This is a genomic window from Streptomyces sp. NPDC002566, from assembly GCF_042889585.1.
In the GTDB taxonomy this organism is placed as follows: domain Bacteria; phylum Actinomycetota; class Actinomycetes; order Streptomycetales; family Streptomycetaceae; genus Streptomyces.
The window spans coordinates 91,031-106,693 of sequence record NZ_JBIARD010000002.1 but is presented as its reverse complement, the minus strand read 5'-3'; the positions used below and the strand labels follow the sequence as shown (position 1 = coordinate 106,693).

Annotated in this window: 10 protein-coding genes and 2 pseudogenes; 3 read left to right on the top strand and 9 right to left on the bottom strand. The window is 71.2% G+C overall.

What is annotated here, in order from left to right; genetic code table 11:
• Window positions 1-63: 63 nt before the first annotated feature.
• The 7 genes from ACFYXA_RS07745 to ACFYXA_RS07715 form a co-directional block, all read right to left on the bottom strand.
• Window positions 64-1,233, bottom strand: a complete 1,170-nt coding sequence (locus ACFYXA_RS07745) for a substrate-binding domain-containing protein (RefSeq protein ID WP_389029404.1) — start codon at window positions 1,231-1,233, stop codon at window positions 64-66.
• Between the two features lie 68 nt (window positions 1,234-1,301).
• Window positions 1,302-2,447, bottom strand: a complete 1,146-nt coding sequence (locus tag ACFYXA_RS07740; protein ID WP_389029400.1) for an ABC transporter permease — start codon at window positions 2,445-2,447, stop codon at window positions 1,302-1,304.
• Window positions 2,444-3,991: a sugar ABC transporter ATP-binding protein gene (locus tag ACFYXA_RS07735; RefSeq protein WP_389029397.1), complete on the bottom strand. Its 1,548-nt coding sequence runs from the start codon at window positions 3,989-3,991 to the stop codon at window positions 2,444-2,446. Before ACFYXA_RS07735 ends, ACFYXA_RS07740 begins: the two co-directional genes overlap by 4 nt.
• 104 nt (window positions 3,992-4,095) lie before the next feature.
• A complete protein-coding gene (locus ACFYXA_RS07730; RefSeq protein ID WP_389029394.1) occupies window positions 4,096-6,939 on the bottom strand; it encodes a SpoIIE family protein phosphatase in 2,844 nt (947 codons plus the stop codon).
• A 155-nt stretch (window positions 6,940-7,094) separates the two neighbouring features.
• A complete protein-coding gene (locus tag ACFYXA_RS07725; RefSeq protein WP_389029391.1) occupies window positions 7,095-8,051 on the bottom strand; it encodes a cyclase family protein in 957 nt (318 codons plus the stop codon).
• Between the two features lie 138 nt (window positions 8,052-8,189).
• Complete coding sequence (locus tag ACFYXA_RS07720; RefSeq protein ID WP_389029388.1) at window positions 8,190-8,906, bottom strand: DUF2993 domain-containing protein; 717 nt, start codon at window positions 8,904-8,906, stop codon at window positions 8,190-8,192.
• 40 nt (window positions 8,907-8,946) lie between these two features.
• A complete protein-coding gene (locus tag ACFYXA_RS07715) occupies window positions 8,947-11,151 on the bottom strand; it encodes an MMPL family transporter (RefSeq protein ID WP_389029385.1) in 2,205 nt (734 codons plus the stop codon).
• Between the two features lie 169 nt (window positions 11,152-11,320).
• Here ACFYXA_RS07715 and ACFYXA_RS07710 point away from each other — a divergent pair, with 169 nt between their 5' ends.
• Window positions 11,321-11,944 carry a TetR/AcrR family transcriptional regulator gene (locus ACFYXA_RS07710; RefSeq protein ID WP_389029381.1) on the top strand — a complete coding sequence of 208 codons (624 nt, stop codon included), beginning with the start codon at window positions 11,321-11,323 and terminating at the stop codon, window positions 11,942-11,944.
• Between the two features lie 783 nt (window positions 11,945-12,727).
• Complete coding sequence (locus tag ACFYXA_RS07705; protein WP_389029379.1) at window positions 12,728-13,198, top strand: DUF4232 domain-containing protein; 471 nt, start codon at window positions 12,728-12,730, stop codon at window positions 13,196-13,198.
• Between the two features lie 173 nt (window positions 13,199-13,371).
• On the opposite strand, the gene ACFYXA_RS07700 is transcribed toward ACFYXA_RS07705, so the two are convergent.
• Together ACFYXA_RS07700 and ACFYXA_RS07695 are read right to left on the bottom strand one after the other, a co-directional pair.
• Entirely contained in the window at window positions 13,372-14,268 is an 897-nt protein-coding gene (locus ACFYXA_RS07700; RefSeq protein WP_389029376.1) for a ketopantoate reductase family protein, read from the bottom strand.
• A 321-nt stretch (window positions 14,269-14,589) separates the two neighbouring features.
• A pseudogene (locus ACFYXA_RS07695) lies at window positions 14,590-15,096 on the bottom strand (ATP/GTP-binding protein); the annotation flags it as partial.
• A 5-nt stretch (window positions 15,097-15,101) separates the two neighbouring features.
• Between ACFYXA_RS07695 and ACFYXA_RS07690 the strand changes: the two are divergent.
• A pseudogene (locus ACFYXA_RS07690) lies at window positions 15,102-15,387 on the top strand (helix-turn-helix transcriptional regulator); the annotation flags it as partial.
• Window positions 15,388-15,663 lie beyond the last annotated feature (276 nt).

The window sequence follows — 15,663 nt, the reverse complement described above, 5'->3', positions numbered from 1 at the left end:
CCGTGTGGGTGGGCCGTCGCACATGGCCGAAGCTGCTCGCGCGGTACGAGACCGACGCCGCCGTCACTTGCCCCAGATCCTCCGGTACGCCTCACGGTAGCCCGCTGGATCCCACGTCGTCGCGCCGTCGCTGTTGCCGGCCGTGGTGATGTGCACGGGGGCTACGTAGCCACTGGCGGGTCGGCCGGAGAAGGCACGGTTGAACTCGTCGACGATCTGCCAGCCCTGCTGGGACAGCGGTTCGGGCACGGTGGCGGCCTGGTACAGCCTGTCGTCGATGCGCTGGAAGGCGGAGGGGTCGCCGTCGCCGGCGCCGATGTTGAACGGCGGACCGGAGCCCTTCTCGCCGGCCGCGCGGAACGCGGCGGCCGCGTCGGCGAAGTACAGGTCGTTGATGGCGACGGAGTGGGTCCACCTGCTCCGGAAGCGGGAGAGGAGAGAGGCGATCACCTGAGGGGTGCGGCTGCTCGCGTCCGGGATCGGGATGTTCTCGTACGCCAGGAGCTCCACGCCGGAACAGGTGGCCAGCTCCTTTCTGATCAGGTCTGACTTGTGCCTGGCGAAGGGGATGGAGGCGTCGGTGATGACGACGACTCCGGCTCGACCGTGGGAGTGCGCGATGATCCACCGCGCGCTGATTCCGGCGACGTCCTCGACCCGAGTGGTGACGTTGGTGAAGAGCTCGGGCCGGCGGCTGGGACCGGGAGCGGCCACGGCGTGCCAGCCGACGAGCGGGATGCCCGCCGCGTCGGCCCGGGCGACCTGCTGTGAGGTGGAGTCGGGGTCGAAGCCGCCGACGACGATGCCGGAGGGCCTGACCGCCACGGCTTGGCTCATGGCCGCCTGGATGCTGGCCGGGGTGCCCCCACCGTCGATCACCCGGACGTTCCAGCCGATGACCCGCGCCGCTTCCCGTACCCCGTTCGCGGCGCCGGCGACTCCGGGGTTGGTCATGGTCTGGGCGACATAGACGATGGTCTTGCCGGGGGCAGCGGCGGGGCCGGTGGTCGGCCCGTTCCAGATCGCTTCTTTCTTCTCCGCCCTGCTCACAGCGGCCTGAGCCCCGGCGAGGACCGCGGGGCAGCCGCTCGGGCCTCCGGTGGACTCGTCAGCTCCGATCTGCGAACCGCGTTCGCAGCCCGTGAGGACGGCTGCCGCCGCCAGCAGGGCGCAGGCGGCGGGCCGCACCCGGTGGCCGGCGACGGTGGCCTTGCGGTTGCCGTTGCGGTGCACGCGAGCTCCTCACGGAGTCATGGGCGAGAGGACGTGGCCGGACAGGGAGGCGGCGCCCGTGGCGTGGGTCATGGGGCGGTTCCTTCACGGCCACCGTCCCGCGTCGGGGGGAACGGCGGGTCCGGCGGTCCGGCCGGCGAGGCGCGGGGGGCCGCAGCGCCGGTGCGCAGTCGACGACGGGCGGAGTAGCCGGCCAGTCCGACGGCGAGGAGCAGGGTGGCTCCGTGGAACAGCGGGACCGTCCAGAAGTCGGCTCCCATCTGGCCGATGCCGGTGAGGCCGACGGCCAGGACGGCGACGGCGACGACGGTGCCCAGGGCGTTGGGCCGGCCGGGCCTGATCGCCGTGGCGCCGAGCAGCGCGCCGACGAAGGCGGGCAGCAGGTAGTCGAGCCCGACGCTGGGGTTGCCGATCTGCTGCTGTGCCGCGAGCAGCACCCCGGCGAAGCCGACGATCAGTCCCGACGCGGTGAACGCGTAGACGGTGTACCTCGGAGTCGGGATGCCGATCAGGCCGGCGGCGCGCGGATTCGACCCGATGACGTACAGGTACCGGCCGAGCGGCAGCCGTTCCAGCACCAGCCAGAGGACGACCGTGAGCGTGAACACGTAGAAGGCGGGGACGGGCAGGCCCAGGAACGTGGAGTCGTAGATGTCGGTGAACGCCGCGGGCAGGCCCTGCGCTCCGGGGACGATCCGGCCGCCGTCGGTGACCCAGCCCGTCGCGGCGTACATGATGCTGCCGGTTCCGAGGGTGGCGATGAAGGAGTCGATCCGGCCGAACACGACGATGACTCCGTTGACGACGCCGACGGCCGCCCCTCCGGCGATCACCGCGAGACAGGCGAGCGGCCAGGGCCACCCGACATCGACGATGAGCTGCATCACCATGACGTGTGCGAGCCCCAGGCCGTAGCCGATCGAGAGATCGAACGCACCGGTCACGATGGGGACCATAGCGGCGAGCGCGAGGACGGCCGGGATCGACTGGTTGGACAGGATCGAGTCGACGGTGGCCGACGTGGGAAACGTACGCGGCAGGGTGAGGGAGAAGATCAGGAAGAGCACGCCGGTGAGGACCAGCAGGCCGTAGGCCCCGATGAGGTGACCGCCTCGTCCCGTCCTCCGCGGCCTGCCCAGTCGGCCGAGCCGGCTCAGCGCGCGCGTTCGTTGCCGTCGGGGCCGAGGCGAGGAGGGTGACGGCGAGGCGGTCATGGATTCGTCGTGGTTCCGGAAGGCGGCAACGCCGAAGCCGACCGGGTGAGCCCGGCGACGGTGAGGTCCGGTCCGCTCAGCTCCGAGGTCACGGATCCGCCGACGAAGACCAGAGCCCGCCCGCACACGTCTGCGACCTCCTCGAAGTCGGTGGAGATGAGCAGGACCGCGAGGCCGTCCGCCAGCGCCTCGTCGAGCAACCGGTAGACCGCGGCCTTGGCTCCCACGTCCACGCTCGCCGTGGGTTCCTCGAGGATCAGCAGGCGCAGGTTCACCCGGAGCCATCGGCTGATCATCACCTTCTGCTCGTTGCCTCCGGACAGGGTGGCGACGGGGGCCTCGCAGTCCTGGGGCTGGACCGCGAACCGCTCCATGAGGGCGGTGGCCTCGGCGCGTTCGCGAGGGGGGCTCATCCACCGCGGTGTCGGCGGACCGCCTGCACGGGGATTGGCCAGGAGGTTCTCCCGCACGGTCAGCCCGGCGAGACAGCCCTCCCGCTGTCGGTCCCCGGGCACCAGGCCGACACCCAGACCCACGGCGTCGGCGACCGTACGAGGGCGGTACGGTCGGCCGCCGAGGCGTACCGTCCCGTCGAGGACGGGCCGGGCGCCGGCGAGGGCTCGCCCCAGGTCCATGTGCCCGGCGCCCGAGAGGCCCACCATGCCCAGGACCTCTCCGGCCTTGAGTTCCGCGCTGACCGGCCCCGCGCCCGCGGTCCGTACGCCCTCAAGGGTCAGGACGGCGGGGCCGTCGGCGATCACACGGGCGGGACGGCGCTCCGCCGGTTCCTCGCCGACGATGTCGTGCACCAGGCGGGCACGGCTGCGGTCGGCGAGCCGGCCGTGCCCGACGAGGTGTCCGTCGCGCAGAACCGCGAAGGCGTCGGCCACCTCGTACACCTCGTCCAGGCGATGGCTGACGTAGAGGATGGCGTGCCCCCGGTCGCGCAGGGCGTGCAGAACCCGGAACAGCCGGGTGCAGTCAGCGGCCGGGAGGCGGGCGGTCGGCTCGTCGAGGACGATGAGCCTCGCCCGCGACGCGAGGGCCCGGGCGATGGCGACCAGGGAGCGTTCGGCGGGGGAGAGGCGGGCGATCGGTGTGTCGGGGTCGAGATGCGCTGCGACGATCCGCAAGGCTTCCGCGCAGTCCTCGCGGGTCCGTCGCCATGAGATCAGTCCGGCGCGGCGCGCGTACCCGGTGCACAGGGCGATGTTCTCCGCGACCGACATCCACTCCACGAGGCCGAGGTCCTGGTGGATGAAGGACATGCTGTGCGATGCGGCATGACTTCCCAGTGGATGCCCGTCCACCGTGATCCGCCCCTCGTCGGCCCGGTGGACGCCGGAGAGCACCTTGATGAGCGTGGATTTCCCGGCGCCGTTGGGGCCCAGGAGGGCGAGGACGCTGCCGGCGTGGACGTCGAGGTCGACCCCGGCCAGCGCGACGGTCCCGCCGAACCTCTTGCGGAGCCCGCGGATCCGGACCAGAGGTTCCGCTCCGGGGAGCGGAGTCGACTGGTCAGAGGTGTCGGGAGCGTCGTACACGGGCATCTCCCCGGGCTCGGCGTGGCACGTTCTTCCCGACTTTCATGAGCGGCACCGACAGATCAGATCATGACATTTCGGCCATCGCATATGAGGCATTGCCGTCAAACACCGGCGAGCCCGCACTCGGCCCAGATGACCTTGCCCCGCGGGAGGTAGCGCGTCCCCCAGCTCCGTGACAGCTGCGAGACGAGGAACAGGCCACGGCCGCCCTCGTCGGTGCCGGCCGCTCGACGCAGGTGCGGGGCGGTGTTGCTGGCGTCGGAGACCTCACAGATCAGGGTTCGGGCATGGAGCAGCCGTACCCGGATGGGCCCGGCGCCATGGCGGACGGCATTGGTGACCAGCTCACTGATCACGAGCTCCGCGGCGAACGCGGCCTCGTCGAGTCCCCAGTCGGCGAGCTGCCGGACGGCGGCGGCGCGCACTTCGCTGACCAGGGCCGGGTCGGCGGGCAGTTCCCAGGTGGCGATCCGGTCGGGATCCAGGGCGTGGGTCCGGGCGACGAGCAGGGCGATGTCGTCGCAGGGATGAGCGGGCGCGACGGTGTCCAGGACAGCTTGACAGGTCTCCTCCGGCGTGCGCCCCGAGTGGGCCAGGGCGCCCCGCAGTTGGTCGAGGACCACGTCGACGTCGCGTTGCCGGTCCTCTATGAGTCCGTCCGTGTAGAGCACGAGCCGGCTGTCCCCGGGAAGGTGGAAGTCGGCGGCCTCGAAGGGCAGGCCGCCGAGACCGAGAGGAGCTCCGGGGGGCAGTTCGGGGAAGGACACCGTGCCGTCGGGGTGGACCACCGCGGGCGGAGGATGGCCTGCGCGGGCCATGGTGCACTGTTGCGATGTCGGATCGTAGATCGCGTACAGGCAGGTGGCGCCGATGACGCCGCCGCCGTCGGAGGCCGGGTCCTCCCGGTCCAGGCGTCCCACCAGGTTGTCGAGGTGCGTGAGGACGTCCTCCGGAGGGAAGTCGAGTTCGGCGAAGCTGCGTGCGGCGGTGCGCAGTTGGCCCATGGTGGCGGCGGAGAGCATGCCATGGCCGACGACGTCCCCGACGAAGAGGCCGACACGGGTACCCGAGAGGGGAACGACGTCGTACCAGTCTCCGCCGACGTCGGATTCGGCGGGCAGATAGCGGTGCGCGACATCGACGGCGCCCTGATCCGGCAGACCGTGCGGGAGCAGACTGCGCTGCAGGGCCAGGACCATGGTGCGTTCGCGCGTGTAGCGCCGGGCGTTGTCGATGGACAGGGCGGCCCGGACGGCCAGTTCCTGGGCCAGTCTGCGATCGTCGTCGCCGAAGGGCGCGGTGTCCCGCCCTCGGTAGAAGCCGGCGATGCCCAGCACGACACCGCGGGCGACCAAGGGCACCGCGATGAGGGAGTGCAGGTGGCTCAGCAGCTGCTCGGTGAGCTCGGGGTCCTGCGCGAGCCAGCCCGCGGCGGCCTCGAGGTCCGGTTCCAGCACTGCCTGTCCGTCGGTCAGGCACCGTAGGTGGGGCGTCGTCGGGCCGTACTCGACCCGCTTGCCGACCGGCCTGAAGGGAAGGCCGTCGCGAACGCCGTGGACCACTGTGCGGCGCAGGTCGGTGCCGGCGACGGCGGACTCCTCACCGCGCAGTACGGCCTCGGGCAGGTCGATGGTGACGAAGTCGGCCAGTCGCGGCACCGCCGTCTCGGCGAGTTCCTCGGCGGTGCGACGTACGTCCAAGGTGGTGCCTATGCGGGCGCCGACTTCGGAGAGCAGCTCCAGGCGGCGTCGCGCGGCCAGGGCGTGCCTCCCCACGTCCGGCTCCCCCACCAGCACAAGCCCTCGCGCCGGGGACGGAGAGCCGGGGCGCCGGTCCGTCGCCCCGTCGGCGTCGGTGGTCGTGCCGCCCCGGCCGGATTCGACCACGCGCAGATGCCGGGACGATGCGTTGACGGATCCGTGCCGGGGCGCCGGGGCGGCATGCAGCGCCCCGGACAGCTCGACGCCGTGGACGTCGGCAAGCCCAGGGGAGAGGCTCAGCGGCTCGCCGGCCTGATGCGGGGCGGTACGGGACGTTCCGGAAACACGGTCGGCAAGAAGGGCCTCCACGGCGATGCCCGCCACCCCGGAGGCACTCGTCACCGGACGGCTCACGAGTGTGACCCGCCGGCCGTCGGACAGGTGCACGTCGACGGTGGCCGGATCCCCTCCGGAGATCAGCTCGGTGGCCTTCCCCATGAGGACGGCGCTGTCCCGGGGGCGCAGTTCGAGGGCCAGTTCCGTCACCCCGACGCGGTGGGGGAGACCGGCCGCGTTTCCGGCCCCGGCGTCCAGGCAGGCCCGCAGGAGAGCGCGGCCCCGCGCGGAACTCTGCCCGAGCAGCCGCCGCTCGATGGCCTCCGCCGCCTCGCGTATCACGGTGGCCAGCGCCGGGTCCTCGGCGCTGCGCGGATAACCGAAGCACAGGACACCCTCGATACGGCCGCTCAGCAGGTCCCGGACGGGGAGCGCGCGGCAGGCGCTCTCCTGGGAACGCTCGGCGAAGTGCTCGGCGCCGTAGACCCGGATGAGCCGACGCTCCGCCAGGGCCAGACCGATGCCGTTGGTGCCGGCGACCCTCTCGGAGAACACGAATCCCGGAACGCGTTGAATCGCCGGGAGCGCTGTGGCCAGGGACGCGTCTCCGAAACGGCGCAGGAGGACCGTCCCGCTCGCGTCGGCGACGGAAATGTTCATCGGCCTGCCGGAGAACCGGTACTGCAGCCGGTCGAGCACGGGCACGGCTGCCCGCACGATCGGCCCGTCCGGATCGAGATCATCCCGGTACGGAAGGTCGTCCTGGTCCGGCGAGAGCCCCAGAGACCCGCAACGCTGCCATGATTTCAAGATCGACGCTCGCACGCCCGTATCGACCGGCTCTCCCTGCAGAAACCGCTCACGAGAACGGGCGAGCCCTGCGCCGTCCATCGCAGGCCCCGAAGACATCGACTCCCCGCCGGGCAGAACCACGCTGCGCCTCACTCCCGCCTTCAATAACCTGATCTGCGGAAATATCTGGCATTGACGAGAATACGGGACATCAGGGGAGAGGGGTACGATTCCCGGAGCCCGTCACGCAGAGTAGCCGGACGGGGGCGTCGTCACAGGACCGCGACCGGGGTGACGGGTGAGCCGGTCCCGCCGGGGACGTTCAACGGCGCCACGACGAGCATGAATTCATGCCGCCCCGCCTCGGCGGTCGCCGCGGAGAGCGCCTCCAGGTCGAGGTTGTCCAGCAGCGGCACCCCCATCGCGGCCACGGCCAGGGCGTGAACCGGGGAATGCACACCGTCCACCGGTGAGGGCCGCACATCGCTGTCGCCGTCTCCTCCCAGCACCGCGACACCACGTTCGGCCAGCAGCGGTACGGCGTCCACGTGGAGGCCCGCGCTCGCTGTGTCGGGGTCCCAGGCACCGAGTTCCCTACGCCGGCGGACCTGTCCGGAGCGCAGCAGCAACGCGTCGCCCTCGCCGATCGTCACATCGAGCGTCTTCTCCGCCTCGATGATGTCGTTCGCGTGGACCGCCAGCCCCGGCTCCAGCCAACGGACCTTCCGGACGGCCGGGAGGTCGAGAAGCACCCCCTTCGTGACGAGGGGGCCGAGCATCGACACCGCTGCGAAGCGGGCGCCGGCGGCGTCGACGACCTTGCTCGCCGTCCGGCCGTCGTAGAGCTGCCCCTGATAGGCGATGTGGCTCAGTGCGTCGAGATGGGTGACTCCCTTGCCGTGGTAGTCGGCAGCGATGAAGTCCTTGTAGGTCGAGGGTTCGGGGGCTTCCACCTCGCCCAGATCGGTCATGTGGTGCAAGGCCGGTCTGCGGTTGTCGGGACCGGGCCGGGTGTTCCAGGGCAGCGCCATCGGGACGACAGTCCCGGACCGGACCAAGGCCGTGGCCCGCCGTACATGCTCCGAGGTCACCCGGTTCCAGGCGCCACGGTCGGCCGGGACCCACCGCCCCCATGCGCGAACCGCTTCGAAGAGTGCGTCGAACTGCTCACGGGACACGGCAGGACCATTGGGCTCGGGGTCCGGGACCCGGGCGAAAACCGAGCTCATCTGTCCTCACCGATCCCTAGGGTGCCGGCGCGTCGGCGGCCGCCTCGAACAGCCGAGCGCGCGCATCCTCGCCTGACTACCGATTGTCGACGAACGTGCGGTTCGTCGCGACCGCCGGCCCGCCTCCTGTACTCGGCGTCAGGTCGCCTCCAGGCCCCCCGGTGTCGGGCCCGCGGCTATCGAGAAGGCGAGCACGAGACCGTCGCTCGCGGCGTACGCGGAAGTGAGCGCGACCCCGTGGGGCAGCCCGGTGAGAGGCACGGTGCGGGGTGCGAGCCTGTCCCGCAGCCCGGTGGCGGTCGGCAGGGCGGCGAGGTCGTCGGCCGTCACGCTGCGGTCGAGGACGTTCACCGTCGTGGGCGTGATGGTGAAGGCGTCCGGCGTCGTGGACAGCACGGCGCGCACACTCACCGGCAGTCCCAGACGCCCGACGCTGCCGCTGAGAATGAGGTCACCGTCCTGCCCGCCGGCTGTCAGGCCGTCACCGAGCGCGCCCAGTCGCCGGGTGACTTGGTCGTACCCGACGGTGGCGGTCCCTGTGCCGCCCGCGCTGACACCGTCCGTCGTGACGTCCTTCAAGTGGATGCTCACGTCCATCACCGCGTGCTGACGGTGCACGCCGTCGGCGCTCACCCGTACGTCCCCGACCTCTCCCCCGAGAGTGCGCAGCCCCGCGAGCGGGGTGGTGAGACGGGCTTGCACCGGCCCCTCCGGCTTCAGTCGGCGCGACGCCTGCGCGGCGATGCGATCCTCGGCCCGGTGTTCGACCAGGAGGTCGGTCGCAAGGACGAGGGCGGCCAGGGCCACGCCCGTCGTGACGAGAAGACGCGTCTTCTTCCGGCGGTCAGATGTCACTCGGCTCACTGGCTTCCGATCGGTCGGTGGGGTCGCAGAATCAGGCGTGCAGACGGGGGAGTACGCGGTCGAGCCGGCGGGGCATCCACCAGTTGGCCCGGCCCATCAGGAACATGGCGGACGGCACCAGGACCAGGCGCACCACGGTGGCGTCGAGGATCACGCTGATCGCCAGCCCGAGGGCGAACATCTTCACGACCACGGTCGGTGACGCGGTGAAGGAGAGGAACACCGCCGTCATGATGAAAGCGGCGGCGGAGATCACGCGGGCGGTGGCGGACAGTCCCTCTCCCACCGCGAGCCGGTTGTCACCCGTGCGATGCCAGGCCTCGGCGATGCGGGAGAGAAGGAAGATCTCGTAGTCCATCGACAGGCCGAAGACGATCGCGAACATCATCATGGGGACGTACGACTCGATGGGCACCGGCTCCGACACCCCCAGCAGTGAGTCGCCCCAGCCCCACTGGAAGCAGGCGACGAGCACACCGTAGGACGCGGCCGTGGTGAAGAGGTTGAGGACGACGGCCTTGAGGGGGATCACGACGCTGCGGAACACCGTCATCAGCAGCAGGAACGCCAGGATCAGCACGGTGGCGACGATGACCGGCAGCCTGTCGCCGACCGTGTCGCGGAAGTCGGCCTGCCCGGCCACGGCGCCGGTGAGGTAGGCGTGGGCGCCCGTGCCGTGGAGCGCCCGGGGCAGGGTTTGTCCGGACAGGGTGTCGAGCAGGACGCCGGTCGCGGCGTCCTGCGGGCCCGTGGCCGGGATGACGGTGGTGACGAGGATCTTCTTGTCGGCACTGGCCTTGACGGGGGAGAAGGACGCGACACCGTGCGTGTCCTTCAAGGCGGCGGTCACGTCGTCGCGGATGCGGGCGACGGGCGTCCGCGCGCCGCTGACGTCGACCACGGCGAGGACCGGGCCGTTCGCTCCCGCACCGAAGCCCGGTCCCTCGGCCTGCGTGATCCAGTCGTACGCGGTCCGCGTGCTGCTCCCGGGCCGGTCCGCGCCCGCGTCGACGTGCCCGAGGCGCATCGACAGCATCGGTACGGAGCAGACGCCGAGTACGGCGAGACCGACGGCCAGAAACGTCCACGGACGTCGGGAGACGAGGCACGCGTAACGTTGCCAGCCGTCGTGCCTCCCTCCGCTCTCGGCGACGGGGCGGCGCAGCCGCAGCCGATCGATACGCCTGCCGACCAGGCCCAGGGCCGCCGGGACCAGGGTGACGGCGGCGCCGGCGGTGACGGCGACAGCGAGGGCGCCCGCCAGCCCGATCCTGCCGATGAAGTCCAGCCCTGACGCGTACAGGCTCAGCATGGCGACGGCCACGGTCGCGCCGGCGATGAGGACGGCGCGCCCGCTGGTGTGCGCCGTACGGGCCGCGGCGTCGACCGGATCGCGCCCGTCGACGAGGTCCTGGCGGAAGCGCGTCGTCAGGAAGAGGGCGTAGTCGATGCCGACGCCCAGGCCGATCATGCCGGCGAGGGTCATCGACGAGGTGGCGAAGGAGAGGACGGCCGCGACGAGGCCCACCAGACTGAGCCCGACCCCCACGCTGATCAGTGCGGTGACCAGCGGCAGCAGCGCGGCGAGGACACTGCCGAAGGCAAGCAGGAGGATGACGAGGGCGGTGGCGAGGCCCACGCCCTCGCTCAGCTTGTCGTCGGCCGGTTCCCGGACCACCTGTTCGAGGTCGCCGCCGTAGGCGACGCCGAGTCCGGCCGCGCGGGCCGGCTCTGTGGCGGTGTCGAGCCGGTCGGTGTAGTCGTGGCCCAGGTTCTTCAACTGCACGTCGAAGGAGACGGTGGTGTACGCCGTACGCCCGTCGTCACTGGTCACGGGAGGGGAGGCGGCGGTGACGTGCGGCAGGCCGCGCAGGTCGGCCAGTGTCAGGTCGACGGCTGAGCGCCGGTCGGTGAGGGTGCCGGTGCCGGCATGGAAGACGATCTTTCCGTTGGGCCGGCCCGCTTCGGGCAGGGAAGCGGCGAGGAGCTCGGCGCCCCGGTCGGAGGCGGTGCCGGGCAGGTCGACCTGGTCGCTGAAGGTGGGCGAGGCGAGATGCCGCCCCACCAGGGAGGCCATGAGGATCAGCAGCCAGCCGGCGATGACCGCGGCCGGATGCCGGGCGCAGAAGCCACCGAGCCGGCCGAGTGCGCTGGACAGCGGAACGCGGTCGTCCGGTGATCCCGTGCCGGTCGGCGAGGCCGTCGGCGCCGAGGGGTGCTGTGCGGGTCCGGGCACGGTGGGCTCCCAGGGAAGGTTCGTCAACGAGGCGCACACTAGAGCAGAACTGTCACGCATGACAATTGTCAGTCGTGACATTTTCTCGGGGGCATCGCGCATCCGCACAGCTCAGCGTGGTGCCGGGCGCCGATTGACAGGGGCGACACCATGGCCGAGGCTTCGGTGCATGCCGAGTGAGACCGCCCCCGCCGGACTGCGTGAACGCAAAAAGGAGGAGACGCGACGCCTCCTGCTGGAAGGGGCCGCCCGGCTGTTCAAGGAGCGCGGTTTCGAGGACACCACCGTCGCGGACATCGCCGCCCACGCGAACGTGTCCGTCCGTACGTTCTTTCGCTACTTCGAGAGCAAGGAAGCGCTGCTGCTGCCCGACGGCCTCGAGGTCTTCACCTACGTCGAGAACGCGCTGGAGCGCCGTCCGGCGGACGAAGAGCCGCTGGACGCGGTGTGCAACGCCCTGCTCGAAGCGGTCAAGCCGTTCACCGCTTCCACCCTGACCGCCCTCAGCCACCCGCTGGAAGGCCTGGAGCACGTCATCACGACCCGCCTCGTGCAGGCCTTCTCCGACTTCGAGGAGCGGCTGACCGCCCTGGTCCGGCGCAGGCTGCCTCGGGACACGCCGGACGCCGACCTCAAGGCGGCCGTGATCGCCTGCGCCGCGCTGTCCGCGGTGCGTGCGGTGCTGCGGACGCGACGGGCGCGCCGCGCGTCCGGCATCACGGACGACGACCCCGCACCCTTGCCGCAAGCCTTCGACATCCTCCGCGAGATCGGCTCTCACGACCAACTGTGAACGACCTCAGGCCGTCGGGCCACGAGGAATCGGCGTGGTGGGCTCGGCGAAAGGCCGGGCTCACCCGGGTACGCGGTCGTCGCGCTGGGGCGCCCGGAGCGTCAGCAGATCATCGCCGATCACGTTGCAGCCGCTGCCGGGCAAGCACGACACCGTCCAGTCCGGTGGTTCGACGCTGACGCACGGGCCGCCGCTCCGTCCGACGTTCCCGTCGCGACGACGCACGACCTGACCTCGTGGTCCGATTGAACTCTCCACCGCACGATGGCTGCTGACGAGCCCAAAGGCGAACATCCGCCTGAGCACATTCATCGTACTTATGTGAGCGCTTTTGCGAGTACGCCGACAACTGGCCTGTCCGGGGCGTTCCACGGTGGTTGTGGCCGGATTTCGTCACCGGTGCGTCACAGGTCGGAGTGCAGGAGAACTGCCGGCTCCACGTTTTTGTCTGGTTCGACGTGGGCGGCGAGGAGCCGCGCTCCGGACAACTGGGACTCGGGGGACAGCATGCGGTACGTGAACGGAATGCACGGTTCGGCGGTGGCGGTCGTCGTGGCTTCGGCGACGCTGGCGGTGGCAGGATGTCAGCCCGGTGGGGGCGGTGCGGACACTACAGACGGCGGCGCCACCCCGTCCGGGGCCGTCAGCTCAGCGGCCTCCTCCTCCACGCCCGGTGCCCCGGAACCCGGCAGCTCCGCCTCTGGTTCCTCCACGCCCTCCGGCACCTCGACGCCCTCCGCCTCCCGGCCCGCGTCCTCCGCGCCCTCCGCCTCCGCACCTTCGTTGTCCGCACCCGCTCCGGGCGGTTCGGCGGCGCCCTGTTCCGCAGGCAGTCTGGAGGCGACCGCCCGTCAGGCCGTCGTGCGGCCGGCCGGCACGGGGACCGGGGCGGCCGTCGTCGAGTTCACCAACGTGTCCGGACGGACGTGCTTGCTCAAGGGGCACCCCTCGGTGGCCGGCGCTGGGAACGGCTCTCCCGAGATGAACGTGCCGCTCACCGTCAAGCCGACCGGAGCCGCGGCGTCAGTGAAGGTGGCCCCCGGCGGCAAGGCGTGGGTGAAGCTGACGTTCGTGCAGGTGCAAGGAGAGGCCGACGGGTACTGCGTGTCCGGTTCGGCGCCCGTGGTGTACCCCACGATGGTCGTCCGGCTGCCGGGGTCCGGGGCACACCAGGTGGCCCTGGACGACGGGCAGTTCGCCGAGTGCGACGACACCGTGACCGTCACCGCCGTATCGGCGGTCAGGCCTTCTTGACCGATTCCAGGCGCAGGGCGTGCATACCTATCACCCCGCACTGGTCGCCCTGCACACCCGCCGCAACCCGCCCGGCTGAACGCCGAGCACTGGCGGGTGCGCCGCATATCTCGGCGACACCCCAAAGGCCGTCAACCTCGCAGGTGGGCCATGACGCGGATCAGACGACTCCGTCAGGCCACCCGCCGTTCAGCCTCGGCCACTTCGGCGAGCAGCCGGGCCGTGGCCGGGGTCGCGATGCCGTGGGCGACTCCGGCGCGGAGGACGGCTCCGCCGATGGCGTCGAGTTCGAGCGGGCGGCCGGCCTCGGCGTCGCGCTGCATCGAGGACTTCATCGTCCCGGGGACCCGGTCGAAGAAGGAGAGCAATCCCTCGGCGCTCACCGACGTGCCGGCGGCGCGGGCCACGGCCGCGACCTCGTCGAGGACGGTGAGCAGTTCGGCACGGTGCCGATAACGGACGGTGCCGACGTCAGCCTGGTGGCGGGTGGTCAGCAAGGCGAACGGAGCGAGGAAGGCCAGCTTGTCCCAGAGCATCGCGCCCTCTTCCTCACGCAGGGTCACTCCCAGGCCGGTCTGCCGCAGTACTTCCGCGAAGTCCTCTACGGGGGCGGCAAGTTCGAGGTTGGCGAACGGACTGGTGTGGGTGACGCGGCCGGGTGCGACGCGGGTGGCCTCGACCCGGATGGTGCCCGCGACGACCCGGGCCGAAGGGAGGCGCCCGCGCAGCACCGCGATGTGGTCGAGGCCGTTGAGCAGCGGAACCACGACCGTGCCCGCGCCTACCATGTCGACCGGGATGCGGTCGAGGGCCTCGGCAAGCATGGTCTGCTTGACCGTCACGAAGACCGCGTCCACCGGCTCGCGCAGTTCGGTGTCGGCCTCCACCGCCGTGGTGAACTCCCCGTACTGGTCGCTGTCGACGCGCAGTCCGTCCTGGCGCAGCACGGCGACGGTCTGCTCTCCGGCCAGGCAGACGACGCGGTGTCCGGCGCGGGCGAGCAACGCGCCGATCAGGCCGCCGACTCCACCCGGGCCGAGAACGGCCACAGTCAGTTTGCCGGTGCTCATATGTGCTCCTGTCCCAGGGAGGCCGTGGAATCGCACGGCCGGAGTCGAGAACGGCCAGGCCCGTGACGGGTCGACAGCCGCCCCCGTCAGGACCACTTGGGATCGCGGCGGAGACGGCGGGGAGGGTGCCGACCTGGGCCCCGAACGATCATCAAAGCTGCTCCGACCCAAGTCAATCCACGGATTTACTGAAGTAGACCCAGGCTAAAGCTTGGGTGGTCCCGGTCCTGGGACGCATCGAGTCCTCATGGAGTCGCAGGCAGGAGCGCCGGCCCGTGGTAGGCGCGGGGTCAGGTCGTGGCGTTGTTGCGGCAAGCGCCTTCGCACCGCGTCCGCGTACTGTGCCTCGGGATCGGCACGGTCTTCGGGGTCGTCGTCCTGGTCGTCGTCGACGCTGTCGCCGTGGGCGGTGCAGACGATGTCCGGGTCGCTGTCCATGGCGCCGGTCAGCGCCTTGTGCAGGTCGGTGACGGAGTAGACCGGCGCCCACGCCTGCCCGGCGCACTCCGCATCGAAGGGGCAGGACAGCAGGACGTCGAAGCCGAAGTCTCCTTGGCCGTCGACGTCGTCGCGGCAGGCCAGGGTGAGGTACTGCTGCCCGAGGCGGATCTCCGCGACGCGGTCCCGGCCGATCACCAGGTCCGAGCCGGGTCGCCACCGCCACAGCGGCAGGATCTCCGGGCCGAAGAAGCGGCGGACCAGCCACAGGTCGCCCAAGCCGGTGCTGCCGTCGGGCCCGAGGTCGGCCTCCCGGGCCTGCGAGAGACGCTTCAGGAACGGCTCCAGGCGGTACAAGGCGTCGGCGAAGACGATGGTGTTGAAGCCTTCGGGCAGTGAACCACGCCCGGGTCCTGATTGCTCTCGCCCGGGATCGGGAAGCACGGGGCCGAGACGTCGCCGACGCCAGCGGCATCACCGAACGTGCCGTGCAGCTGATCGTCGCCGACCTGGAAGCGGCCGGTCACCTCACGCGAACCCGGGTGGGCCGCCGCAACCGCTACACCATCGACTCCACCGTCGCTCTGCGCCACCCAGCCGAGGCCGACCACCCCCGTCGGCGACCTGCTGGACACCTTCCTGCACCGCGAGGACACCCCCGACAGCGACCCGGAGCGCGCAGCCTCCTGGCCGAGCACCGAGCGAGCCGCGCCGCCGTCGGCATGCCGAGATGCAACGGGCCAGTCAGTGGGCCAGGGTGAGCGCGGCGCACGCCAAGGGTTTTCAGAGTGCCCCGATGAACGTGCGCAGCTGCAGCTGCAGGCGCTGCGCTGTGCGTCAGATCCGGCGCGGCGGACGGCGCGGACTCCCGGACACATCCGGAGGCGTCCCTCAGTCGGGAGAGCACCCCACTCGGCGGTCCCGATGACGCAAGCAGGAAGCGAGCAGGAGTGCGGC